Source organism: Simplicispira sp. 125, assembly GCF_003096555.1.
Lineage (GTDB): Bacteria > Pseudomonadota > Gammaproteobacteria > Burkholderiales > Burkholderiaceae_C > Simplicispira.
This window is the reverse complement of record NZ_QEKM01000001.1, coordinates 3416594-3439475: the sequence shown is the minus strand read 5'-3', so window position 1 is coordinate 3439475 and position 22882 is coordinate 3416594. Positions and strand designations below refer to the sequence as shown.

Annotated in this window: 19 protein-coding genes and 2 pseudogenes; 7 read left to right on the top strand and 14 right to left on the bottom strand. The window is 57.1% G+C overall.

Annotated elements, in window-relative coordinates; genetic code table 11:
- Positions 1-592: 592 nt before the first annotated feature.
- The 5 genes from C8D04_RS16020 to C8D04_RS16000 form a co-directional block, all read right to left on the bottom strand.
- Positions 593-1507, bottom strand: coding sequence for a PfkB family carbohydrate kinase (locus C8D04_RS16020; RefSeq protein ID WP_199563021.1), 915 nt, complete (start codon positions 1505-1507; stop codon positions 593-595).
- A gap of 921 nt (positions 1508-2428) precedes the next feature.
- Entirely contained in the window at positions 2429-3358 is a 930-nt protein-coding gene (locus tag C8D04_RS16015) for a hypothetical protein (protein WP_147301772.1), read from the bottom strand.
- A gap of 105 nt (positions 3359-3463) precedes the next feature.
- A complete protein-coding gene (locus tag C8D04_RS16010) occupies positions 3464-4027 on the bottom strand; it encodes a hypothetical protein (protein ID WP_133243650.1) in 564 nt (187 codons plus the stop codon).
- A 121-nt stretch (positions 4028-4148) separates the two neighbouring features.
- Positions 4149-7091, bottom strand: coding sequence for an N-6 DNA methylase (locus C8D04_RS16005; protein ID WP_116005724.1), 2943 nt, complete (start codon positions 7089-7091; stop codon positions 4149-4151).
- Positions 7088-7555 carry a hypothetical protein gene (locus tag C8D04_RS16000; RefSeq protein WP_133243649.1) on the bottom strand — a complete coding sequence of 156 codons (468 nt, stop codon included), beginning with the start codon at positions 7553-7555 and terminating at the stop codon, positions 7088-7090. Before C8D04_RS16000 ends, C8D04_RS16005 begins: the two co-directional genes overlap by 4 nt.
- Positions 7556-8085: 530 nt before the next feature.
- Here C8D04_RS16000 and C8D04_RS15990 point away from each other — a divergent pair.
- Positions 8086-8661: a CrcB family protein gene (locus C8D04_RS15990; RefSeq protein ID WP_116005721.1), complete on the top strand. Its 576-nt coding sequence runs from the start codon at positions 8086-8088 to the stop codon at positions 8659-8661.
- 276 nt (positions 8662-8937) lie between these two features.
- Here C8D04_RS15990 and C8D04_RS15985 read toward each other — a convergent pair whose 3' ends face one another.
- On the bottom strand, positions 8938-9300 hold the full coding sequence (locus tag C8D04_RS15985) for a hypothetical protein (protein ID WP_133243648.1): 363 nt from the start codon (positions 9298-9300) through the stop codon (positions 8938-8940).
- 153 nt (positions 9301-9453) lie between these two features.
- Between C8D04_RS15985 and C8D04_RS15980 the strand changes: the two genes are divergently transcribed.
- Complete coding sequence (locus C8D04_RS15980) at positions 9454-10410, top strand: toll/interleukin-1 receptor domain-containing protein (protein WP_233521269.1); 957 nt, start codon at positions 9454-9456, stop codon at positions 10408-10410.
- Between the two features lie 308 nt (positions 10411-10718).
- Here the strand turns inward: C8D04_RS15980 and C8D04_RS19035 are convergent.
- A pseudogene (locus C8D04_RS19035) lies at positions 10719-10871 on the bottom strand (DNA-3-methyladenine glycosylase 2 family protein); the annotation flags it as partial.
- A 611-nt stretch (positions 10872-11482) separates the two neighbouring features.
- Here C8D04_RS19035 and C8D04_RS15975 point away from each other — a divergent pair.
- Positions 11483-12559: a hypothetical protein gene (locus C8D04_RS15975; protein ID WP_243405766.1), complete on the top strand. Its 1077-nt coding sequence runs from the start codon at positions 11483-11485 to the stop codon at positions 12557-12559.
- A 32-nt stretch (positions 12560-12591) separates the two neighbouring features.
- Here the strand turns inward: C8D04_RS15975 and C8D04_RS15970 are convergent, their stop codons facing one another.
- The 3 genes from C8D04_RS15970 to C8D04_RS15960 form a co-directional block, all read right to left on the bottom strand.
- A complete protein-coding gene (locus tag C8D04_RS15970; RefSeq protein ID WP_233521206.1) occupies positions 12592-13002 on the bottom strand; it encodes a helix-turn-helix transcriptional regulator in 411 nt (136 codons plus the stop codon).
- A gap of 281 nt (positions 13003-13283) precedes the next feature.
- The gene (locus tag C8D04_RS15965; protein WP_116005716.1) at positions 13284-13595 is read right to left on the bottom strand and encodes an HU family DNA-binding protein; all 312 of its coding nucleotides are present in this window, start codon (positions 13593-13595) and stop codon (positions 13284-13286) included.
- Positions 13596-13667: 72 nt separating this feature from the next.
- Positions 13668-14459 carry a DNA/RNA non-specific endonuclease gene (locus C8D04_RS15960; RefSeq protein ID WP_233521268.1) on the bottom strand — a complete coding sequence of 264 codons (792 nt, stop codon included), beginning with the start codon at positions 14457-14459 and terminating at the stop codon, positions 13668-13670.
- Positions 14460-14768: 309 nt separating this feature from the next.
- Between C8D04_RS15960 and C8D04_RS15955 the strand changes: the two genes are divergently transcribed.
- From C8D04_RS15955 to C8D04_RS15945, 3 genes are all read left to right on the top strand, one after another.
- Entirely contained in the window at positions 14769-15077 is a 309-nt protein-coding gene (locus tag C8D04_RS15955) for a hypothetical protein (protein WP_092701687.1), read from the top strand.
- Between the two features lie 97 nt (positions 15078-15174).
- On the top strand, positions 15175-15396 hold the full coding sequence (locus tag C8D04_RS15950; RefSeq protein WP_092701690.1) for a hypothetical protein: 222 nt from the start codon (positions 15175-15177) through the stop codon (positions 15394-15396).
- Positions 15397-15459: 63 nt separating this feature from the next.
- Entirely contained in the window at positions 15460-15831 is a 372-nt protein-coding gene (locus C8D04_RS15945) for a hypothetical protein (protein WP_233521205.1), read from the top strand.
- A gap of 353 nt (positions 15832-16184) precedes the next feature.
- On the opposite strand, the pseudogene C8D04_RS15935 reads toward C8D04_RS15945, so the two are convergent.
- Positions 16185-16586, bottom strand: a pseudogene (locus C8D04_RS15935) (IS3 family transposase); the annotation flags it as partial.
- A 192-nt stretch (positions 16587-16778) separates the two neighbouring features.
- The gene (locus tag C8D04_RS15930) at positions 16779-17684 is read right to left on the bottom strand and encodes a hypothetical protein (RefSeq protein ID WP_067511974.1); all 906 of its coding nucleotides are present in this window, start codon (positions 17682-17684) and stop codon (positions 16779-16781) included.
- Positions 17685-17858: 174 nt separating this feature from the next.
- Between C8D04_RS15930 and C8D04_RS15925 the strand changes: the two genes are divergently transcribed.
- Entirely contained in the window at positions 17859-18668 is an 810-nt protein-coding gene (locus C8D04_RS15925; RefSeq protein ID WP_133243646.1) for a hypothetical protein, read from the top strand.
- 26 nt (positions 18669-18694) lie between these two features.
- Here C8D04_RS15925 and C8D04_RS19160 read toward each other — a convergent pair whose 3' ends face one another.
- Both C8D04_RS19160 and C8D04_RS15920 read right to left on the bottom strand, forming a co-directional pair.
- Entirely contained in the window at positions 18695-18817 is a 123-nt protein-coding gene (locus C8D04_RS19160) for a hypothetical protein (protein WP_255415521.1), read from the bottom strand.
- 952 nt (positions 18818-19769) lie between these two features.
- Positions 19770-22265 (bottom strand): midcut-by-XrtH protein, encoded by a 2496-nt coding sequence (locus tag C8D04_RS15920; RefSeq protein ID WP_243405765.1) that lies wholly within the window; start codon positions 22263-22265, stop codon positions 19770-19772.
- Between the last annotated feature and the right edge of the window lie 617 nt (positions 22266-22882).

Sequence of the window (22882 nt, the reverse complement as noted above, 5' to 3'; positions counted from 1 at the left end):
CTTGAACTAACGGTCCAGCCCTTTAGATTGCATGACCTGTGAATGCTTGTTGCACCCAGGACAGTGACCGCACGCAAGATTTCCGGTGTGGCATGAATGCGCCCATGACAGCACGTCAAGACTTATCTCAGAGAAATCTATCAGTTCTTCGCTGGTCATATCTGCCGCTGGAGCAAGGAGCTCTAGCCCACCCTCTTGAAGGCGCAGCAGCTGATGAAGAAGGTCGCGAAAAGCAGCGCTTCCGTCCGAATGGCGTTGATCGGTAGAAACCGAACCGATCAAGATTTGCGTGCACTGCTCCCTGAGGGCAAGCATGCCAGCCAAGGTAACCAAAAACTGGTTTCTAAATGGCCAAAACTCAACATGTTGGGATACGGGAGATGTTGTCTGGCCTGCCATTTGACCACTCCCGAGCGCGCCAATGTTCACGTTCAGCACGGTGCTACGTAAGCCTAGGCTGTGGCACACCTGTTTGGAAGAATTGATCTCTGCCTGAGCTGCACGTTGTCCATAGTCAACCGTCAAGCAAACTTTCGGTCGATACTTCGCGGCTAGGCAAATGGAGTCAATACCTCCTGACAGGAGCAATAGGCTAGACATCGCCCATCAGGGTCCAGCAGGTTCTATAGATGGCTGATGTCAGATCCTGAACGACGTCGCAGTCAGAACCCTCAAGCATAGTTAATGCTGAGGGCGGTACGTCTTCCGCTACGGCCACAACGGGGATACCACGAGCCCTTGCGTAGCCAACTTCAAAGAGCGTGCCAGGGTCACCCCCATCAAGAATCGCCAGAACCACCAGTGACTCATTCAAGGCCTTCAGATCAGCTCCAGCAATATCGTCTGCCAGCCCTTCTCCCACATCGTGAATGGGCGAAAAGACACGGAAACCCATGTCCTGCAAAGCGCCGCGAGTTTCGTCGATTACCCATTGCTGACCAACGTTGAAAAATGGGCCTGCTAGGTAAATCTGTCCTTCGGGTATAAACCGGCGTTCCCCCGCTCCATGCTTAGCATGTGCCGCGTTGGCCTCACTTATGAAAGTTGCGACCAATTTCTCATTCAACCGATCCACCCCATGCTCAACATAATGAGCAACACATCGTGATGCGAACCAAGCCGCAGCGACAGGAGCTTGTTGGAGGCACATCCATCCATAAGCAAATGAGGCCGAAAACACATCCCCAGAGCCAATCTTGTACACATTCTTTGTTGGAAATGAGTGCACCCAAGCTTGGTTTAAATGTGTAGCAACCAGTGCGCCTTGAGGTCCGCACTTGATAATGGCAACACTGGTACTTGGTCTAGCCAGCAAAGCTGCGGCGATGTCCTTTGGGTCCTTGAATCCTGTCAAGGCCCGCCCTTCGGACCATGAAACGACTTGGGCCAGCACATCGGCGCTTGAACCGTTATCTTCAAAGTGCCGAGATTTACTACCATCCTGCGGGTCGTATACAGCCCTTTTGGCGATGACCTTCGGTCTACCTTCCACCATACCAAAGACCAATGCCTGCTCAGTAGTGACCTGGCTTTGATTTTGGACGATAGGCTGTGGCGGATATAGCTCAGGCCTCCCGAGTGGAAACCGATACCTAAACCACACAGATTGGTCTGATGCTGTGGGACGCAATACATAGCCAAGGTGACTAGCCAAGGATTCGGCCTGGGCAGAGTGGGCGCTTCCGATAACCGTGTGCAGGTCGGTCTGAACGTCAAGGCTAGATAGAAGCGCAGCCGCGCGCCCTCCACTTCCACGAAAAATACGTCGACGAGGAAATGCACACTCCTCTTCGTAGCTCCCGCCTACAACGCCAATGTTCGGCCTCATAACGGACTCACGCGGACGGTGCACATTCCGCCCGTCACATTCACAACCTCAGCTTTGAACGAATAACCATTCTGCAAGCAGTTGATCAATTGGGGGGCCTGAGTTCCTGTCAATGCGCCAACCACCATCCCGCTTTTGGAGACTTGCACCACTTGTCTGGGTAGTGCAGATAGTTCGACGGACAAGTATTCACCTTGCAACAAAGTGGCCAAAGCGGAAGGCTGCGGGGAATTCAGCTGCGCATCAAATACCAAAGTCGCACATTTATCACTTGAGGATGTTGGTGTCCAGCCACCGGAGCCTGATCCGCCCATATTTATATCCTGATTATTTGACTAACTGAAAAACGGAATGCTCTTTAGATTGAAGTGTACATACACGAATGCAGATTCGACTTGCTACGCGACCTCGACCGCCTCGGGACATGCCAGGGTTGAGTGTGATCGCCGAAACGCACTCAACTTTCTACCGAGTCGATTTGTTTGTTCCGTCGGCATATCCAGCTAGCGTCTTAACTCAGTACGAACCTCAGTGGCGGCTGCGTCAGCCCCATAAGAGAGTGTGGAGCATGGGAGGAGAACCGGTGAGCGGCCGAGGGGGTCACAGTTTTTGTACCGCGTGCCCAATGCCGAGATGAATCTTGTACTTGATACTTGGAAGCGTACATGGCACCGCCTTCTTTCGATTGGCGCTCTGCCGCTCTTTCAGCCTGCGATCTCGTTCTGCCTTCTCGGCGTCTTCGGCTGTGAGCGCCTTGGCACGTGAGCCGTCCCGCTTCTTTCCCAGATTCTGAGCGCCCACAGCCACCCACCCGGTCATAAGGGCAACGAGGCCGGTCAACGGCTCCCAGAAATCTCCATCACCTGCTTTGAGCCATGTCAGGAACAGCGCTAGCGTTGCCAGCGATCCCAAGATGAGGGTGCCGATTGCCCATGGATGAAGCCCGACCAGAGCCGTATTACTTTCGATAGCCCGGCTTCGTTCTTCAAGCAACTCGACAAAACGTCGATCTGCTGCGTTCGGCGCCATGAGCCCGCTCGTTGCGCGGCCGTACCGCAGGAAGTCACGCTGCATCAAATGCTTCGTCTTTTCGGTTAGTTGCTCAGGCCCGTCAAGGTATCCCCAAATAACCGTAGGCTTGCCCTGCTGCATATTCAGTGACTCGCAGGGAAAGAACAACACAACTACGCCGCCGCGCGGATCCTGAGAGACAACCATTGACGCGCCGACCTCAACGTCGTCATCTACTATGCCTGCAATGGGATGTTTACCGAACCACATACTTACGCTTCTGCTGCCGGCGTCTAGCCGAACATACAGTTGCTCCCAAAATGGTTCCTTATTCGCCGCGTCGGCCGCTAGTCGGAACATGCGGAGCAATCCTTCCGCGACAATCGGCCAACTTACGCGGCGATAAAAGCACCGTTTCCTGGCGCGATCACTTGACTCGCGTTCGTTGCTTACAACGCGCTCCACCCTCCTGCGCTGCTCACCTTCAAATTGCACCAGCACATTTTCTTGATTCCTCATTCTTGTCGCCCCCCTCACGTTGCATTGCCCCACTTTGCACGCCATTGCCCCATTCTCAAAGATGAGCCTACAAGGTCTTGAATCGTCGTCCTTGTCTAGGGACGCTCAGCGGGCCTGAAGCCACATATGCCGGAGTTTGATGTTTTTGAAAGCATGCGATCCCAACTTGAACGATCGCTTGTGCTCTGTAACTACAAGATGGCGCGCGGCCTTGCTACCCAGGTCGCATGCTGAAGTATTGACGAGGGATCGTTTGAGCTTAGATCGACTCAGGTAGCGATCGAGAGAGCTGCGGGCGTTGCTGGCGAGCTGATCGGGCCCCACACAGTAGCCGAGCATCATGGCGTGCGTCATTGTCGACGCGTATTTGCCCTTGACGAATCGAGCCATGCCGTCGACGCCGTAGGCCGATATGGTGGCGGATTTGGAGAGGACCTTGCATTCGATGAACAGTGCGTTCCATTGATGCCTGTAGCTATCGATCCTGACCACCAAGTCCGGCTTGTTTTCGACGAGAGAACCCATGTAGTCCGGGACCTCTTCAGAAGATGTCACGATGGTGAAGAATGACTGGTTGCCCTTTGCCACCAGCTTTTCCAGCTCTTTGAGCATTTCTCGACGTAGCAGCGTGTTGAGCTTCGTCTCGCGGACGGGACCTTTGAGATGCACGTGCGGCCTAACCCTCTTCCACGACCGCTTGATGAGGTGCTCGACCCAAAGGACCATCGCTGGATCCCATGTGAACGAGCGTGGCGCCTGTTGAGGCGGTCTAGCCAATCGTACGAGACCGCTAGCCATGCCCAGTTTCTCCAAACAACTCTGCCAACAAAGTCATCATTCCCCTAGCAGTCCAGAAATGCCGCTGTGCGAGCATGCCCACCACCACATCACCGGCTTTGGTGTTCACGATCACCCTGGGTGTCTGGAAATTCGCAGCGATCTTTGCGAAAGCGGCCATGAGTGGTTCATCCTGCTCATCCGCGTTGGACTTTTCATCGCGGCAGCCCGAGAACGAAAGCTTCACAAAGCGCCAGCCGAACGACTGACTCCACCGATGGCCAATTGGTCGAGCACGCACCGCGCGCTTCGTCGTTGCCAGCACCTCGTTGGCGGTCCGCTCCAGCTGTTCGCAAAACTCGGAAAGCTCATCGTAAGAAGGGACAAGCTGGGCAATCCGCTGGTTCTCCGTGAATGGCAAACCGCTGGCCAATGTGTCCGACACGACCGCGCGATCAACCACAGAGAGCTTGAGAATGCGTGCCACTGTGCTATCGACTTCATCCCAAGGACACTCGCCACGTTCTATGGAAGCCGACAGCCGTCGCACCTCTATGCGTTGCTGGGAGGTGAGACGGTCAGGCGGCACGAAAGGAAGCGAGTCGATGTCTTCCTTGAGAATCGTGTCCCGTTCAACGCCAAACTTGGCGCTGGTCATCAGGTACCAATAGAGCGCGAGCGAACTGCTGGTCAGAACATGCAACCAGCGAACAACGTCCTGCGCCAATTCGTCTGACAGACCGCTGGCGGAATACCCCACGAAGGACTCGCTATAGGCCATGTCGCTCAGGCAAAGCAACGATGCCGGCCTGGCATCTCGGTTTGTCGGCGGACTTTCGCTCACAGCGAGTAAGGGCGCAAGATAAGTGCGAGGATCGCGAACGCGATGGACTTTCTTCCTGTCAAAGCGCGGAAGGTTACCGACAGTCACGCTGAACGACTCCACCGCCCGGGCCGTTAAGTTGGGCCAATGCAGGATGGCGGCAGCGTCCTGTGAAGTACCAGCCAACTGGTATCCATCACTAGAAACCAAGTCGTTGGACGCCCAGTAGCTGCCAACAGTGAGTCTGGTTGCCGCGCGCAGCTTGTCCACCACCGACAGATCCCTGGCCGAGCCGCGCAACAGAGACTTCAACGAAGACGGGCTGCGCTTTAACTGAGCGGTCCCCACAATATGTGCCTCCTGGGGATCCAGCCTGAAGAGCCCTTGGGCATTCAGCTCCAAATCCGGAAGAGGTGCAAAGTACTGAAAATCGTAGTCCTCCTCGAGTTGGCGATTGACCGCAAACAACAGCGCAAACGGCGCTGCCACGCCAGGCCAGACACGAGACTTGCGCAGCAAGCTTCCGTTCACCACGCCGGTCACTTGCGCTACCCGAAGGGTCAACTCACGGGTCTCGGTGTCTTCTGCTCGGGTAAACAGGCGGGAGTGAATTGCGAAGGCAATAATCCCACCCTCCCGCGCCCACTGGGTCGCCATCCACAAGAAAGCGACGTCGGGTGCATTGCGGCGATTCTTGACCTTCGAGCCAGGCTTGAGCAGTTGGAATCGGGAGGCTATCCCGCTCATGTGCTTCTCGATGACCTTGTTGGCCGCAGTCGTGACCCGTGTCCACGGCGGATTCCCTATGACCAGGTCAAATTTTGTGTCGCCTTCGGGTGGAAGGTAGCCAATGCTACCCAGCAGTGCCGATCCATCAGGCATCTCAAAGAGACACTTATTGCTCAAATCCTCAAACGGCAACGATTTGCCGTACGCGAACTCAGGCTCAAGCTCCAGCACGGTCAGGTACAGAGATAGCGCGGCAAACTTCAGTGCATCAGAATCGATGTCGTACCCGCGAATCTGACGATAAAGTATCTGCCGAAGCTCGCGTCCATTGGGCACTTCCCCCCGTTCAGATCGGTGGGCTTCAATGATCTTTTTATATGCCAGCACCAAGAAGACGCCGCCACCCGCGGCCGGATCCAGGACGTGCAACTCGCTGTGGGCTTTGTCTTCTACCCCAAGGAATGCTTGGTCAACCATCAACTGGGCCACTCGGCGCGGCGTGTAATGAACGCTTTTGTCCTTTGCCTGGCGCTTCCTGTAGCGGTGCATAAAGGCCTCATACACCTGGCTCAGCAGATCAACGGGAACGTGTTGGAAGCGAATGTCCGACCACCCAAATTCCAATTGAGCGGTCATCGAGCCATACATGATTCGCCCGAAGGCCGGCACCACTGTGGCAGTGAAATCCGAGGAACGATCGAAATCCGAGTAACGTAGCGACTCGATCGGCAGCAGATTTCCATTGAATTCGACGTCCAACCATCGGAATAGCTCTGCAAGTCCAGCCGAGCTGTCTACAGCCTGGAGAAGCGTCTTGCGTTCGAGGTAATTTCTGTCCGCGAGAAAGCGCAGGAACAGTCCCCGCCCCACAAGAGAAATTACGTCTGAGTCAGTCAGCTTTGGGCAGCCTTCGCGAATGCTTGTCGCTGTGAGCCACAACAGCGAGAACAAACGCTCATCAAGCCATTTACCGCTCCTGGGAAAGAATTGCGATCCCTCGTTCTGGATCAATGCTGGAATGACGGGATTGAAGGTGTTGGCTAGTTCGAATCGATAGGCATCCAGCGGCTTGTGAGAAGCCTCCACTTGCCACACGTGGAAGGCTTCCAGAGTCAAAACGCCAACGTAGGGCGCATCTGCGCGGGACGCGACCGTGCTCTTGATAGCTTTCCAATACTCTTCAGACTTCCAAGGACTGCCAACTCGCGACCCATCGTAAACGTAGAGGAATGGTTGCCCGGCCACCTCGATCACGCAGTCGGGTCGGACGCTCTGCTCGTCGTTTTTGGACAAACGTACCAAGTCGAGGTATTGAAGTGGCGTGTCTATCTGTCCAGCGAAGAACACAATGTTTTCCGCTGCCGCACCCAACTGCACCAAGCGCTCACGCAGCGACCTGCTCATCCACGGGCTCCCACTTGGAGCGCTACGAGCATCGGCAGTTGCCTTTGCACGGGTTGCGCGACGCCCACGTATTGCATCACCGCGTCTATGCTCTCTTGCAAGTCGACGGAAATCCTTACGCCATTTGCGATCGACGAAGTGCTGCCATCCTCGAGGGGCGAAGCGGGAAAATTAAACTCATACAGTGCGCTCGCGTTGCCACTAATTGCCGCAGTCACTTGCTGATATAAGACCGCTGATTCGGCTTCCAGTCGTGCAAGCTCCAACCCTGCAATGCGCAAGCGCATGAGAACGTGCAGGTGTACCAGGGATGCGAAATTAAGACCCCTCGCCCGGCGCTCGAGCGCCGCCGGACCACGACGATACGGGTCCATACGGTTCAAGAGCCGTTGAACATCACGCCGCTCGGCTCCAAGCAGCCCCACGACATCTTTCACAGAAAAAATCTTTGCAGCTGAGTTCATGGTGTTCTGTGATGGCGAGTGTACAGGACAGCCGATGCGTATTGACAAAACTGCGACAAAGATGTCGCAGATGTTCTCCGTCTTTGCGCGAAATGTTTGATGCAGTCGACTGGTCGACTTCTGTCAAGCTGCCATCAAAACTAGTCGTGCATAAGGAGTCGATGGCGCAGCTGGCATGATCGCCGCCTCTACTCTGGATGAACCTCCCACTGCGGCGCAACTCCCGCAAATGCTCCAGCAACGCATTCGCAATCGGCGGCATGCGCTGCTCGCCGCGCAGGTATTCAACAAGCACTGCTGTATCCGGTCAGTTCGGGCTACCTGCCGGGGGAGCGGCTCACGCACCACCACCTCGAGGGCCAGGCCATGCGGCATCCGCAGTGTCTGGAGCTGCTCGACTCCGAAGAGCGGCTTCGGGCCTTCATGCAAGAGCACGTGGAGGAGATGCACAAGGTGCGGTCTGTGCCGTTCGCTTGCGAGCTTCCGATGACCGCCAGCGCGCCGAAGTCGACAACCGGCACCCCTAAATCATGCTGACTTCCATCGCCGCCATCAGCGTGGGCGCAGCCTTCGGCGCTGTGCTCCGCTGGTTGTTGAGTTTGGCCATGAACGCGCTCGTGCCGGCGCTGCCGCTCGGGACGCTCGCAGCCAATCTGATCGCCGCCTACGTGGTCGGACTGGCGATTGCCTACTTCGGGGCCAATCCCGCAATCCCGGTCGCGTGGCGGCTGCTCATCGTCACGGGCTTTGCTGGCGGGCTCTCGAGGATTTCCGGTGACTTGGGATTGGTAGTGCGAACTTGCTTCGTGTTTGCGTTCGTCCTGATGTTGGCCGCCGTCTTGGTTCCCCTGGACCAAATACGCGCTCTCACGTGGCGCAATGCACTTTGGCTGGGACTGTCGGGCGTGACCACCGCCGGGTCGTGGATCTTCTACTACAAGGCAATCAAGCTTGGCGAAGTCTCGACGGTTGCCTTGATCGACAAGGGCAGTGTCGTCGTCGCTTGGCTCTTGGCCTGGCTGCTGCTGGGCGAAACACTATCCCCGGCGAAGGTCATCGGCGGCGGCATGATGGTTGGAGGGCTGCTTATCATTGCAAGGGGATAGATGGGCTTCGACATTGAATGGCCACTCACTATCGCGCGCCCTGAGTCAGGTCAAGCAGGTGTTTACCGTACGCTTACACTGGATCGGCCTATATTGCGAATCTCGTACGTACTGAACTTAGCGGATCAGGTTCGACAGGCGCTGCACATTGCGGACGCTTGCAATAATTGTTGATTCAGTTTTTCGGTCCGCATCAAGTGCAGTGACAGCTACGTGCTAGGACGCTAGGCCAGTCAAGTGAGAACGGCGCTGCAAAGCTGATCTGCCTTCATGCGCTCAAGCCATTTTGAGCATGGCTTCCGTCTTAACCTCTTCGAGACGGAAATAGCGACCCCCTGATTTGATTGCCGGGAATGCCTCGCACACTGCGTAGGGTTCGCTATAAAAAGTGTGGCTTCCCTGAACATTGAAGACGACCTTTCCAGAACCAGGTCGGGGCTCGTGCTTGAGTTCTTCAAGCGACCCTGACTCACCGTTCTCCTTGGCCATCTGTACAACTAAGTTGCGCAGTGTCGGCGTTTGGGCATCGCGTGCTTCAGTGAGCAACTGGAGTTGCCGAGTGGGGCTAAAAGCTCCTGCTGAGTTTCCTGCGGTGCCGAGCCGACTAAAGTTGATCAGAACGAGGGTGACGATTTCCACAATGAATACCTCTGACAAGGTGGGGGACGCTCTGCGGGCCACAGGTTGGAATTGTCTTTGCGGCGGCCTGGTGAAGAGACATGGGATGGATTCTTAAACCAGTCGTAAGATCAGAATCATAAAAATCAGTGTGGAGCCTTCATCTTGCCGAACGTGTTCTTCTCATATTGCCATGCCGATGAGGCGTTGCGAGACCAACTGGAAAAACAACTGGCCATGCTCAAGCGTCAGGGGGTCATCGAAACCTGGCACGACCGAAGAATCAGTGCCGGTCAAGAGGTCGACGCTGCTATTGACGACCACATCAATGGCGACGAGATAATTCTGTTGTTGGTGAGCCCCGATTTCATTGCCTCTGACTATTGCTACAACATTGAGATGGCACGTGCAATGGAGCGCCACAACGCCAAGGATGCCATTGTCATTCCCGTTATCCTACGTCCATGCGATTGGCACCACGCTCCATTCGGCAAGCTACTTGGCACCCCTCAGGATGGAAAACCGGTCACTCTCTGGCCTGATAGGGACGAGGCCTTTCTGCAGGTAGCGAAGGAGGTTCGCAAAGCGGCCGACAGGTGGCACAATCAATCGAGAGCGCTCTCGCAAACCGAGCGCTCCGATACAACTGCCTTGCCGCCAACTCAGCAGGCGGTAGTGGCTGGACCACGTTCGAGCAACCTTCGGGTTGCCAAGACCTTCACTCAGCTGGACAAAGACCGGTTCCAGATTGATACCTTCGAGTACATCGCGCGCTATTTCGAAAACTCTCTGAAAGAGCTCCAGGCAAGAAACCCGGGCTACGAAGGTGTATTTCGTCGGATCGACGCTAACCGGTTTGTTGCAGCCATCTACAAAGATGGCGAGGATGCCGCAAAAGCGACGGTATTTACTGGCGGGCAAATGGGAGCAGCGATCTACTATAGCCAAGGCGATTCGTTTAGTGGGAACTCTTATAACGAGGCTCTTTCGGTGCAAGCGGACGACCAAGCTCTTTTTCTTACGAGCTTAGGGATGTCGTTTCGTGGACGACAAAAGCAGAAGCTATCGCAGGAAGGTGCCGCAGAAACTCTCTGGGAGATCGTTATAGGGCCGCTTCAGCGCGGAAGATGAATTTCCAGTGCATTCTGGCGCTACACCTGCACTTGTTGATCCGTGGCGGCGGACCTCGTCGTAGCCAACGGTTGAGTTGGGCTGGTTCCAATCATCAACGCTATTCGACAGGCTGTTGGTTTCTACCGTATCCAGCTCGGCCAGTCGCGCTTAGGTGGGGAGCCTAGTGGAAGCTTCTGCAACAAGCTCCAGCGGTTTGCGATCGGTGCGAGCCTCTGGTAGAAAAGGTCACGCCATTCGGCGAGCGGGTTACTCAAAGGGTATCGCGAGGGGGTACCACCTCTTGCCCTGTGTCGTGCGCAGCTAGCTGCCTGCGAGCGAGTGGGTACTACGTCGTCCAGGGTTGCCTGGGCGATGTTCAGGATCGTGGCGAGCTTAGCAGCGGAGAAGCCGCAGCTAAGCTGTTGTTCTGTGGGGGTTGCGAGCAACTGTGCGGGGCTTGGGAAGTCGCTAATCGGATAGAGTTCCCCGCTTTTGCACGCAGTTGCTGACGGATGGAACAAAGTACGTGCTCCGCTCGGATGCGCTGTTTTCTGGATAGAACGGCCATCGTTGCTTCAGCTGCAACCATGGCTCGATGAAGTGTTGTCGCATCCCGGACCATCATGTGGTCGCTGGTGAAGCAGGTGCGGGCGCTCCCGGTCGTGAGGTTTTGTCACTGTAGGTCGCGGCCAATCACGCGACAGCAAGGCTTGCGTCGCCTCAATTTGCCTCAGGCAAGGCCCGGACTGGCGTCTTATCGCTAATTATCCGGATTTTGATAATTCATATTGTGAAATATTCACCCTGACGCCGCCCACGAATTGCAGTGCCCCAAGCGTGGTCGGCCTCCACGCCAACCACCGGCCCGATGCCTGGAAAGCGCAAGCTGCAGCTGAGGTATGTCTGCTCCCTGCACCAATATTTGTTGTCCAAACCTTGAATCTGCTTACAGTGAAGCCAAAGGAGGAGACAGATGCAGGTCATACCGAGCAAGATGGGTCGCGGTCTTCAGAAATCACTGCTTTCGGCGCTCGCGGTCGCACGCCCCTTAGCCTTGGTCGCAGGCGCACTGGCACTTTCCAGTGCCGCCATGGCCTTTCAGATTGCGCCCATGGGCTCGGCATTTGAATCCAAACTGACCAACGAGACTGAAGACTCTTTGGCGGATGTGGCTGGCAGATTGGGTGTGCTCATCAAGGGCCGTGTCCATGAAGAGATCACCCAGATTGCCATGGGCTGTCCGGTCGAGCCCGCCAACCTGGCACAGGACACTACCTGCAGCATCCGAGACCTGCCTTTTGTGACGCCCTATGTCATTTACGGTGTCCGCTGGAATGATCTGCCACCGTTCAAGCTGTTACCCGATGAGGGCAATTGCACCTACCTGGGCAAGTCGTGCATCGTGGGCCAGACCATCCGGTTCTCCACGCAGCCGCTGTGCTGGTACTGCCTCTTCAAGGACGCGGAGAAGAAAGCCCAGATCAAACCGATTGTGGGTTGCAGCAAGGCCCCAGGTACTTTTCACGGCAATGTGATGACCCGATCACACTTCGGAGACTTACAGTTCCTGCATGCGATGGCCAGCGAAGAAGGGGTGCACCCTGGTGCAACACGGGCCAAGGTGTTGGACTGGCTGGAGTTCGCCTGGAAAGTGTCCTCGCGGGAGATCAAGCCCGATACCTTTCTTCGGGATATCGATAACGCAACACTGAAGGAGCACTTTGGGTGCACGCAGTGGCGGGTCTCCGATCTCTACATCCTGGGGCACCAGGACAAGCTGCTTCCCTACCTGCACCATGTGGCGTTCGGGTCCGTGCTGCACACCGTGCAGGACTCATTTGCTGGTGCCCATTCTTCACGGGAGGCCACGCCACCCGGCGGTGTGTGCAAGGACACTGCTTTTGCGCAGCCTCGGCGAATTGTGGAACTCCATACCTATGGCGCCCAGGATGGTGGTCTGCACGATGAGCAGGACACCCGGGATGCCATGACCCGCGTGAGTGCTGCAGACAAGTGGCCGGACGCGGTAGAAGCCACGCGCAATCTGGCGCGTTTCTATGATGACCGCGCCAAATGGACGGATGTCCAACCCTACATGCAGTGCCTGTTTGAACTGGCGGATGAACGCAAGGACTCTTCACCAGGAGAGCCGTATCGTCGCCGCTGAGGGCTTGGTTGGGGCAACTTGCCCTCACCCACTCACTGCGGACTGAGCAATGCCAGAGCCTTGCGCTTGCCGAGCTTGAGCACCTGGGCAATGCGCTCTAGCTGCGCAGCCCGTGGGTGCACCCGACCTGATTCCCACTTGTAGACGGATAGCGATGACGCGCCCAGCAGCAGAGCCATCTCTTTCTGTGTGATGCCCAGCGCTGCTCGTTTTTCAACAAGGGTCTGTGCGTTGAACTGGATCTGTCTTGGCTTCTTGGATCCGGTTTCTTCGATCGCAGCTTTGGCTTTGGGCTCATCCGCTACTTTGATCTGGCGTCGAGAGGACTTGAGCTGAGAGGTCAGCGCCTTCACCTCGCGTTTCAATGCGGCGATCTCGGACCGATGGCTGGTGATGGCCTTGCGCATGCCCTGCAACTCGGGCTTGATTTCCTTGCGCGCCATGCGGGCAACTTCAGCGCGAAAGGCATTGGAAAAAGTGTTCATTGGCTCGATGGTAGCGTTTGTGTCGACACACCGACACACCGACACACCGACACACCGACACACCGACACACCGACACACCGACACACCGACGGACCGACGGACCGAGGGACCATCTGCCGAACTGGGTGGGCGGAGTCCATCGAACCAAACGGCCAAAACAAAACCGCCAGCGGCACTGGGCCCGTGGCGGTTTTGAATGCAGTCATGCGGTCAAATACGCTGCGGCTTACTTACTTACTTACTTGCCTGCCTTATCCGCCTTGCGCTTTGCAGCCTTGGGATCCACCACCGCCTTGAACTTGGCGCCCGCCACAAACTTCGGCACCGTGCTCGCAGGTATCTTCAGTGCTGCGCCAGTCGAAGGGTTCTTGCCCGTGCGTGCCGCACGCTTGGCGGACTTGAAGGTGCCAAAGCCCACCAGTTGAACGGCATCGCCCTTCTTCACGGCGGTCTGGATGGTGTCGATCAGAGTGTCCAGTACGGCATTGGCTGAGACCTTGGACAGATCATTCTTGGCGGCGAGGATGGCAACGAGGTCGGCACGGTTCATGGATGCTCACAATGCATAGAAGTTGAAAGGGCCGATTTATAACGCCCCCGCTGACACCTGGCTTGCGAAGACTCAATGCTGCAGCGCACTTTTTGGCAAAAACTCCACCCCCGTCCTCTTGACCAACTCCTGATAGCTGATCGGCCGACTCACTGTCTCACCTTCCCGGTTCTCTTGCCAATGCGCCCAGGCCCTTTGGGTGGTGACGTCATAGACCAGCTTGTACAAATAGGTGGGCACCTTCACCCCATTGGCGCCAATGCGAGGCCCACTGTCTGTGAACACCGGCCCGGTGATTACAAACACATCCCCTTTGGCCCTTCGCGCATAGCGCCGCGTATCTTGCTCAATCTTGTTCCAGGCGCCCCCGTTCTGTTGGGGGTTCTGGGGAACCATATTGGCCAGGCTGAAGCTTTGTGCCATCGCCGTTGGGGTAGGCATGTCCCCCGCAGGTGCCATGTGCCCGCGGCTGTACCCAGAGTTCTTGTAGTCCTCCAGTTCCGCTCGCTCACCACTGGGAAGTCGCGCATCGGCAAAGAACCGCTTGGCCCGCTTCTCATCGGCATCTTCCACACTCTGGCGGTTCAAGCGCTGCGCCACAAACACGGGCGTCCGGGTGGTACCACTGTGAAGCACGGCAAAGGCTTCATAACAAAGCTCCCGCAACTGAGGTCGGGGTGTGATTGCAGGGGGAACCCCATTCGCAAAAAACTGAGGGCACTGCGCAAAGCTGGTGGGCTGCGGTGTGAACAGGGCCCCACTGTCGAACTGCGGCGAGCGAGCCCAGGAGAGATTCGGACTGACACTGGCCAGAGACAGGACCAGCGCGGTGGCCAGGCGAACACGGCGTGGCCAAGAAAACAATCGGTTCACGGGAATGGAATGAGCAAAAACTGGAGTCCGATTGGAGCATCCTGGCCGCCCGATCTCAGGCTTGAATGGACGCAATTCGCAGGGATTTACAGTTGCTTGCACCCCTGAAAACCGTCACCCAAAAGGGCTCCAAGGGGGGAGCCAGTTTGCTTGGCTAACAGTGCTGGAAGAACACCTCCCATGGCAGCAGCACCCGCAAATCACAGCTTCACAACCAGTCCCCGAGGGTTCTTGCTGACATGTACTCTTCCAAAGAAAGCTGTATATTTGTACAGTACATCAACACATTGGAGAACTGCCATGGAAACCATCGAAACCACCTACACCGTCACCCTGCGGGACTACCCTGAAGAACTGCCCGCCAAGGAGCGCATTGCGGCCGAAACCCGCTACGCGAAAGTATTGGAAAAGCAACTGGGCGGACCAGAACAAGTGGCTGCGGCCCTGGACACTCTGAACAACTTGGAGGAGTCGCCCCCTGAGGTGGTGTCTCCCGGAGATCTCACCTTGCTCAAAGCCTGGGGCAAGGCGAGCACTGCAGCCAAGCAGGCGGGGTTCCGGGATCTGGGGGAAGGGGATGGGGCGTACTTCGAAGTACGGCTGGGATGAAGGTCGAGATCCGCTGCCGTTGGCGGAGATGTCGCAGGCGCGCCGGCGGGCCAGCACTCCGCATGCAGTCAGAAGCAGTGCGGGTTGAGGCGACACCATGACGATCAATTCACCTTGGAACTACCCGACGTTGCTCTGCACGCCGCCCTGGAAGATTGAGGGGATGTTCCAGACAGAGACCGTGTTGCCGCTGGAGCCTGAGGCGTACACGATCACCCAGGAAGGCGAGATCTGGCGGGTGACTGTGAAGCATTCGGGGTCGGTGCTATACGAGGGGTCTGGACCCGTGGAGTTGGTGGAGTCGCCTGCGCCGTTTTGAAGAATTGGGATTGCACAGTACCAAGTACCAGTTGTATGGTGCAACAGACAGCAAGGAGTCGATATGTCGATTGACCGCGCCAACTATCCAGGGGTACCAGAGGACTTTCCGGTGACTGCAGCTCTGTCTGCCGTTGCGGGCGCCCAGCCCAAGATGAGCCTGGTTGAGGAAGGCGGGGAGTTCTATTCCCCAGGCACTTCGCCGTCAGAGGTCATCGCTGCTTTCCAGATGTGTGACGATCTGGTCTCGCAGATGGTCCGGTACTGCCAGAGAAAACTCGCGACCTTTGAGGGGAATCAGGAGGCGACGGTGAAGGCTGCGTTGAAAGGCCTCCTGGCCAAGCGATGGTGCACCGACGCGCAGTGTGTGTGGATCATGCGCAGGGTGGTGGACGAACTGCAGTGGTCAGTGGGTGAGAGCGTTTGGGGCATCTAATGGCCACCCAATCTTCCGAGGTGAGTTTCAGTGCTCCAGAGCCTGGGGGGCATGACCATTTGCGAGATGGGGCGGCAGCGGAAGTGCACCAGGGCTACGAAGCCGACGACGGCCCTCTCTCGCCTGTGCAGATAGTGGCGGTGCAGGCGGCGGCCGATGAAGACCTGCCCAAGGGGGCTGTTGTCCGCAGAAGTTGTCTGTTTCCTTGGGTTGGACACGGAGTTGGTGAACCTGGTCGCCTCTGGCCAGAGTTCCAAAAAATGCGGGCTCTTTAAACGAACGTCCGCGTTACACAAAACACTGCAATAGCGGTCCAGAGACTGGCATCGCTCGATGTCGGCTCTGCAGCGTTATAGGGCTTGCTCCAAGGCATCGAGTACGAAGTCTGTGCGCATCGAACTGCTCACCCGCCAGCCCACGATCCGCCTGGCAAACACGTCGATCACAAAGGCCACATAGAGCCAGCCCTGCCAGGTCGAGACGTAGGTGAAGTCGCTTACCCACAACTGGTTGGGCCGCTCTGCGCGGAACCGACGGTTGACCCGGTCTAGAGGGCACTGTGCTTTGCTGTCGCTGGTGGTGGTTCGTACGACCTTGCCGCGCATCACCCCGCGCAAGCCCAACTGCCGCATCAGCCTCTCAACAGTGCAGCGGGCCACTGCCGTGCCTTCACGCCTGAGTTGCCGCCATACTTTGTCGGCGCCGTAGACCTGCATGTTGGCCTGCCAGACACGTTGAATCTGCGGCATCAGCAAGCTTAAAGCGCGTCATCAGCCCGCATCAACTCAACCGCAGCAGTGTGCAGCGCGAGACTTCGGACGTCTTGTTCCTGGTGGTGTGCCATGTTGAGTACCAAATTTCCTCACGTATGCCGCCAGAGGTCTAGAACAATAGGTCGCTTGACTAAACCGCGGTCGTTGCATTCAATACGGGCGCTGGCGGGGTGCTTAGCCACCGGTCAAAGGCCCATGGTGCGACTGATCTCTTGGGCAATTTAGATACAGCGTTCTGGCGGCGGACTGAACCGTCTCTGCGCCTGACATCCAGCTTGCCATCAATGATTGCGAATATTGCTTCCAAACTGAAGCGGCGACATCAATAGTGACGTCTTGTCCGAGTTCATGTAATGCGAGTTGGACATTGCGCGCGTCTGATATCTCATCCTCCTCCAGCTGCAAAGCCACATTCGCGTCACTGCTTTTTTGGATCCATTGGGCTAAATCTGACTTAAATTTCTTCGCATCTTCGTCCATCAGTTTGTCGAAATCGGGACTTCCAAATTCACGACCTACTGGGGCCATTGAGTCCCATGCCAAATCTTCGTCAGAGGGTTTATACCGAGCCCCAGACATTGAAGTTGCCGAAATTTGATCCCCTGGGCCTATCCAGAACTCGTGATACCCGCATTGCTCTGTAAACACTGCTACTCGATGAATGGCCCCATCAGCGGGTGTTTCGCCTACGTAAAACGCCCGCCGAAACGTCAGATCAGAGCCATCCTTAAATTGGACGTGAACACTGCCATCTGAGAAATCCGCCGCCAAAAGGTTGTCTTCAACAATGTCTGCGGCAGAGCGGCCAAGCCTCTGTGAAAGTGCAATCTGCCAGTACTCCAGCATACCGACCCAAGGCATGACTGCTTTTTTCCTAAGATGATCAAGCTCCTCTTGGGCTGCAGACCGGATATCGTGCTGAGATGGAGTGCCCTCCTCACTAAAGATGCGGTCTAGGTATGCTCCTCGCGCGTCCATGGTTGCGACTGCGTAATCAAGCCAAGACTGGAAATCCGTCGGCGGGGCTGGTGTACTCATATCAAACCTCCATATTTCGTTGAGGACTTCAATGACATCCATTGGAAATCGGAATGGGTAGATCTTCTGAATTGGAATAACTGGCAAGTCCGGCACCGGAGTCGGTAGCTTCTTGGAATGGCTGGCTTTGTTGGCCAGAATACACAAGATACTCTCAGGCGTGCGCGCACCGATCCAGAACGCGGTCTACGCGCTTTTTCAACCTCAAGCCGCCGCATGACCACACACGCCGATCAGCAACCATCGCACGAGCCACATCCGACGACACGCTGTGCTCTCTGCCAGGAGCACCGCGCCTTGCGGGAATCCCATATCGTCCCGAATGCCTATTTTCGGGCGATGAAGAAGGGCTCCAACGGAAAGCTCATTTCTATGGACACGTCGCCCGACTCCGTGGCCATGTCCAGCCAGGACAGCCTCTCCGAGCCGCTCCTGTGCGCCGAATGCGAGGAGCGCCTTTGTAAATGGGAGACGCCGTGGATCCGCAAGCTCCGGGTCACGGCCAAGCAGTTCAAGGCCGGTGTGGACGAGGTGGCGGTCAAGGACCACGACCACGCGTCGCTCAAGTGCTTCCTGGTCTCCATAATCTGGCGAGCATCCGTCTGCTCGCGCCCTGAGTTCTCCGAGGTGACGTTGCCCGGGCCCGTGCTGGAGACAATCCGGGCGGATCTGCTGGCTGGGAACGCGCCACCGGATGGCGTGATCGGTGTGCGTATCCGCAAGCTGGTGGACCCCACCGGCCAACTCGGCGATCTGGAGCGGTTCGTCTTCACCCCCGCGCGGTTTTCCGAGGGGGGGATCCAAGGCTACAGGCTCTTCTTCGCGGGCTATGTGGTTGACTACCTGACCTTGAGGGTCACACGCCAAGTGGCCAAGATCCGCGGCTTCCTGCGTGATGCATCCACCATGTCCATGCCCTCCATCTCGTGTTTCGATGTTCGCGAGTTCATGCGGGTCGGGCGGTCGATGGTGCGCAAGCACGTGCGGGGTCAGACGGCCTTCAAGGGTGCCCCCGCGGCCAGGTAATCCAGAGGCGGCACGACACCTGGAACTCAGGCGCACGTGCCCTCATAGAGCTCTCGCACGAACTCCGTCACGTCCTTGCCCAGCGCTTCCAGCCAGAGCTTAAGCTCGACCACGTCCAGGTGCCGCACCCCGGTCTCGCACTTGCTCACCTCGGCCTGGGTCTATTCCAAACGGGTCGCCAGCTCCGCTTGGCTCACCCGTGCCTCGACGCGCTTGTCGCGCAGCAGCTTGATCATCTGCTGGTACTCGAGGGTGTAGGGGGACTTCTGCATCGGCGTCGGGGCCCATGAGCTTGCATGCGATCATCGAATATGCGCAAATCGCACAATTCACCGTCCTATTTGGCGTGAGTGACGCGCGTCCCGGCGCGACGATGGTTATCGCCGGCGTACAGCCGTGTCACTTCTTGGACGCCAGGACATGCCGACCCGTCGCCAGGTCAGCCCGCGAGCCTCACGCTGATTCGGCGCCTTCGAGGTCTAACTCGTCGTCTTCGATCAGCACCATTTCGCCATCGAGCGGCCGGTCGCTCATGACGGACGTTGGCACGCAGGCGCTCCAGCATCATGCGGCGCCTGCGCGCGCAAAACGCCTCCAGATCCGCAAACACACTCGGTCACTCAGCGCTTTTGGCACCTACGGGACTTGGAGTTCCGATGGATTCACCGTTCGAGCCAAGGCTGCCGAGTGGACGTGAGAAGCGGATTGGCGTCTCACTTAATTCGGTAGCGTCGCATCAATTCGAGAACCCGACACCTCTGGCCAGAGTTCCAAAAAATGCGGGCTCTTTAAACGAACGTCCGCGTTACACAAAACACTGCAATAGTGGTCCAGAGACTGGCATCGCTCGATGTCGGCTCTGCAGCGGTTGCTGCCGTTCATTCACCCACTGCAAACACCCGCTTTAATTTGTAAAGCGGTCGTTGAGTCCTGTCGATTCGTGAGGCCAGGTCTTTGCCGGATCTTTACTCAACAGAAACTGGGCGACCGCAACAGATCAAACTCCTGGGTGATCTTTGGTGAACCAGCCAGTACACAGACCAGCTCCCGCTGCAGCCGATGAAATTGCTTTCTACGGGACGTGTTCTCCGCTGCCAAACGCTAGTCCACGATCAGCTTGTTGTTGTTCAGCAGCTGCGTGATGATCTGCGCGTCAGTCGTTGCCCCCGAATACAGCGACTGCAGATTGACACCCACCAGGACGATGCGCTGGGTTTCGGCCGCAGTGCTGTACGCTGCACCTACCGCATGCGAGTCGCTAGCAAAGCCGCCCGTATGGCTGATGTGGATGAGCGTATCCCCTCCAGAGATCACGAAGTGCAGGTAGTTGGCCAGGTTGCCAGCACCGTTGGACGGCCCCACACGCTCACCTTGCAGAAGATCACGCAGGTTCAACACATCGCCGCCCGCAAGGAGGTTCCCTGCCGCTGCAGTGGCAAAGTTCAAGATGGTGTCGATGGCCGGTGTAGCTGGTGCGCCTTGATCACCAAAATTCCAGACGAACACGTCCACGACATTTTCGCCCGCACCGGCGCCACCCTGCATGTTGTCGTTGCCAGGGCCGCCCACCAGCACATCTGAGCCGAATCCTCCAATCAGAGTGTCATCCCCGTCTTCACCATAGAGCATGTCGGAACCGATACTCGCCGAGATATTGTCATCGCCTGCGCCGCCTCGGACGATGTTGTTGCCACTGGAGGCGTTGATCGTGTTATTGCCGCTACCGCCCTGGATGTACTCATTGTCCGAATTCCCGGTGGCGTTGCCATTTTCCGTAGTGGAGAGGTTCACAGTCGTGTAGTCGGCCTTCATGGCGACTACGCTGGATACGCTGGCGGTAGCACTTCCATTTGCCTCCGTTGAGGTGACCAGCACAGTAATGAAGGTGTTGGTGGTTGTATAGCTGCCCGGCAACAAGATCATCAGGTTGGGCAGATCTGCCTCGGTGAACTGCCATACGCCGCCGCCCAGGTTGGTGCCCGCGTTGAAGGCAATGCCCGAGGGAACACCGCTCAATCTGATGGTCAGTGTTTCAGAGCCATCTGTGTCCACCAGCGCAGTGGTAATCGGGAACTTGGCGCTCACCCCTCCTGTGCCCTGCGCATTGACGACCAAGGCTTTCTGCACCACCACAGACGGTGCCTGCGCGGAACCCACTGTGACATTGACCGTGGCGGTACTGGTGCCCCCGTTTCCATCTGAGATGGTGTAGGTAAAGCTGGCGTTGCCCTCAAAGCCTGTTGCAGGCGTGAATACTAAGTTGCCTCCCGCGACGCTTAGCGTACCCTGAAGGGCCGAGTGCACCGTAGTGACGATCAGCGTATCCCCGTCCGGGTCGGTGTCGTTAAGGAGCAGTACGGATAGAGGCATAGGAATGGTGAGTGCCACATTCATGCCGGTCATGAAAGAATCGTTGTTTGCAACAGGTGGCCGATTGCCGACGGCGTTCACGGTCACCGTGACGGTGGCAGTGGCCGAGCCGCCTTTGCCATCGCTGATGGTGTAGGTGAACGTGTCATTGCCCACAAAGCCAGCGTTGGGTGTGTAGATGGGATTTTTGGAGACGGCATCAATCAACACAGAGCCATTGGCGCCCTGGGTCACACCAGTCACCAAGAGCGAATCACCGTCGACGTCTGTGTCATTGCCCAGGACAGCAACGGTTACAGCGATGCCTTTATCGGTCGTCGTAGTGTCGTTGTTGGCTACGGGAGCATTGTTGACCGGCGGGGTGCTCACGGTGATGCTGAGCGTGCTGGATGCTCCCGTTTGCACTACGTACGTCCAGACCATCGGGATCGCACCGACAAAGGGCGATGCGGCTGTGAAGGTGTAGTCCCCGTTACTCTGGATGGATAGGGTGCCGTACCCTGCTATGGGCACCGTGGCGCCAGCCGCATACGTCATGCCCTGGTACTTGAAGCTCGCCACGGTCAGCGGGCCATCAGCGTCCGAATCGTTGGTGAGCACGTTGCCAGAGGTCTGGGCCCCGGCAGTGACGGAATCCGAGTCCGCCTGGAGTTGGCTGGGATGACTGCCTTGTGCTGCAGCTGCGGCATCAGTGCACAGCTGGGCCACATCCACCCAGCAGGCGGTGCCAGCGCCCAACGTGGTGCCCACCGCACACTGTGTGCCTGGCCGTGCTGGGGTCACCGGGAGCGGGGAAGGAACACCCAACGGAAAGCAGGTGCTCAATGCGGGCGCCGTGATGCTTGCGATGCGCAGGCTGGAAGCTGTCTGGTTGGTATGCACCACCGGTAAAAAACCCTGAGGACTACCGCTGGGGGTTGTGCCTGTCGTTTGCACAGGTATGGTCAGCGTCTGACCGCCGGCCTGGGTGAATGCCTGATGAAGCTCCTGCAACTGGGCTTGCACTTTGTCACCCCAAAACACCATCGTGCCTAACGCCAACGCAGCGAGGCTGGCGCCCACAGCACGCACTCGGTGGGGCGACAAAATACCCTTGCGCAGCATCCAGGGCACAGATGCCGCGATGGCAAGAGCCAAGAGCAGCAGCGCGCCTGGATGGTCCACGGGGATCGAGGCTGGCGAAAAGGGGGCTACGGTAATGGTCTGCGCCTGCGCCAGGGGAGTCATCAGAAGCAGCGCACTGGAAAAGAGAGCGCGAAAAATAGAAAAATCGTGGCAAGGCAGCTGGCGCAACATCGGTGATTCTTTCAGGGGGTTGGTCGCGGGCAGATCAAGGGGTGATGCCGCACAGATCACACATCGCCACTGATTGCCAAGCGGGGTGGCTGCGAGCAAGGTGATTTTCTAAACACGGATGATAAAAATTATTAACACAGCAAGGGTGAACCGAGCTGCTGCGTTGAAGGAACGAGTGAGCGGGACAAATTTTTGGCAAGAGGCGAACTGAACCGTCGAAGCAATTGCGTGAAACGCGAGCTACACAATCTGCGGAAGTGGCGGGCGAACTTGTGCTTGACTCTAGAGCGGCTGCAACAATTTGCACATCCCTGAAATCAGGTAATTCAGGGAGAGAACACGAGTAAATGACTCATGAACGTCCGCTTTGGAGCCACGTGAGCGGGCTACTGAAGGGTCGATTGCTGCCAGCCGATCAGCTCGCCCCGGAAGACCGTTCACAGCCTGACTCAGACATCTGCGCTCGTCCCTGACCCGCGCAAAAGACGAAGTGCAGCGCACCGATGACGATCTTGGTCGGCACAAGAGCTCATGCGCAAGTGGCAGAA

Bases quoted from the DNA above. Each gene is read 5' to 3' on its own strand.
- C8D04_RS15945 (WP_233521205.1), top strand. From the start codon at position 15,460: ATGTCGATTGACCGCGCCAACTATCCAGGGGTACCAGAGGACTTTCCG.
- C8D04_RS16015 (WP_147301772.1), bottom strand. From the start codon at position 3,358: ATGAGGAATCAAGAAAATGTGCTGGTGCAATTTGAAGGTGAGCAGCGC.
- C8D04_RS15965 (WP_116005716.1), bottom strand. From the start codon at position 13,595: ATGAACCGTGCCGACCTCGTTGCCATCCTCGCCGCCAAGAATGATCTG.
- C8D04_RS15920 (WP_243405765.1), bottom strand. From the start codon at position 22,265: ATGACTCCCCTGGCGCAGGCGCAGACCATTACCGTAGCCCCCTTTTCG.
- C8D04_RS15930 (WP_067511974.1), bottom strand. From the start codon at position 17,684: ATGGATGTCATTGAAGTCCTCAACGAAATATGGAGGTTTGATATGAGT.
- C8D04_RS16000 (WP_133243649.1), bottom strand. From the start codon at position 7,555: ATGAACTCAGCTGCAAAGATTTTTTCTGTGAAAGATGTCGTGGGGCTG.
- C8D04_RS15925 (WP_133243646.1), top strand. From the start codon at position 17,859: ATGACCACACACGCCGATCAGCAACCATCGCACGAGCCACATCCGACG.
- C8D04_RS15970 (WP_233521206.1), bottom strand. From the start codon at position 13,002: ATGGCGCGCAAGGAAATCAAGCCCGAGTTGCAGGGCATGCGCAAGGCC.
- C8D04_RS15990 (WP_116005721.1), top strand. From the start codon at position 8,086: ATGCTGACTTCCATCGCCGCCATCAGCGTGGGCGCAGCCTTCGGCGCT.
- C8D04_RS15955 (WP_092701687.1), top strand. From the start codon at position 14,769: ATGGAAACCATCGAAACCACCTACACCGTCACCCTGCGGGACTACCCT.
- C8D04_RS16005 (WP_116005724.1), bottom strand. From the start codon at position 7,091: ATGAGCAGGTCGCTGCGTGAGCGCTTGGTGCAGTTGGGTGCGGCAGCG.
- C8D04_RS15975 (WP_243405766.1), top strand. From the start codon at position 11,483: ATGGCCTTTCAGATTGCGCCCATGGGCTCGGCATTTGAATCCAAACTG.
- C8D04_RS15950 (WP_092701690.1), top strand. From the start codon at position 15,175: ATGACGATCAATTCACCTTGGAACTACCCGACGTTGCTCTGCACGCCG.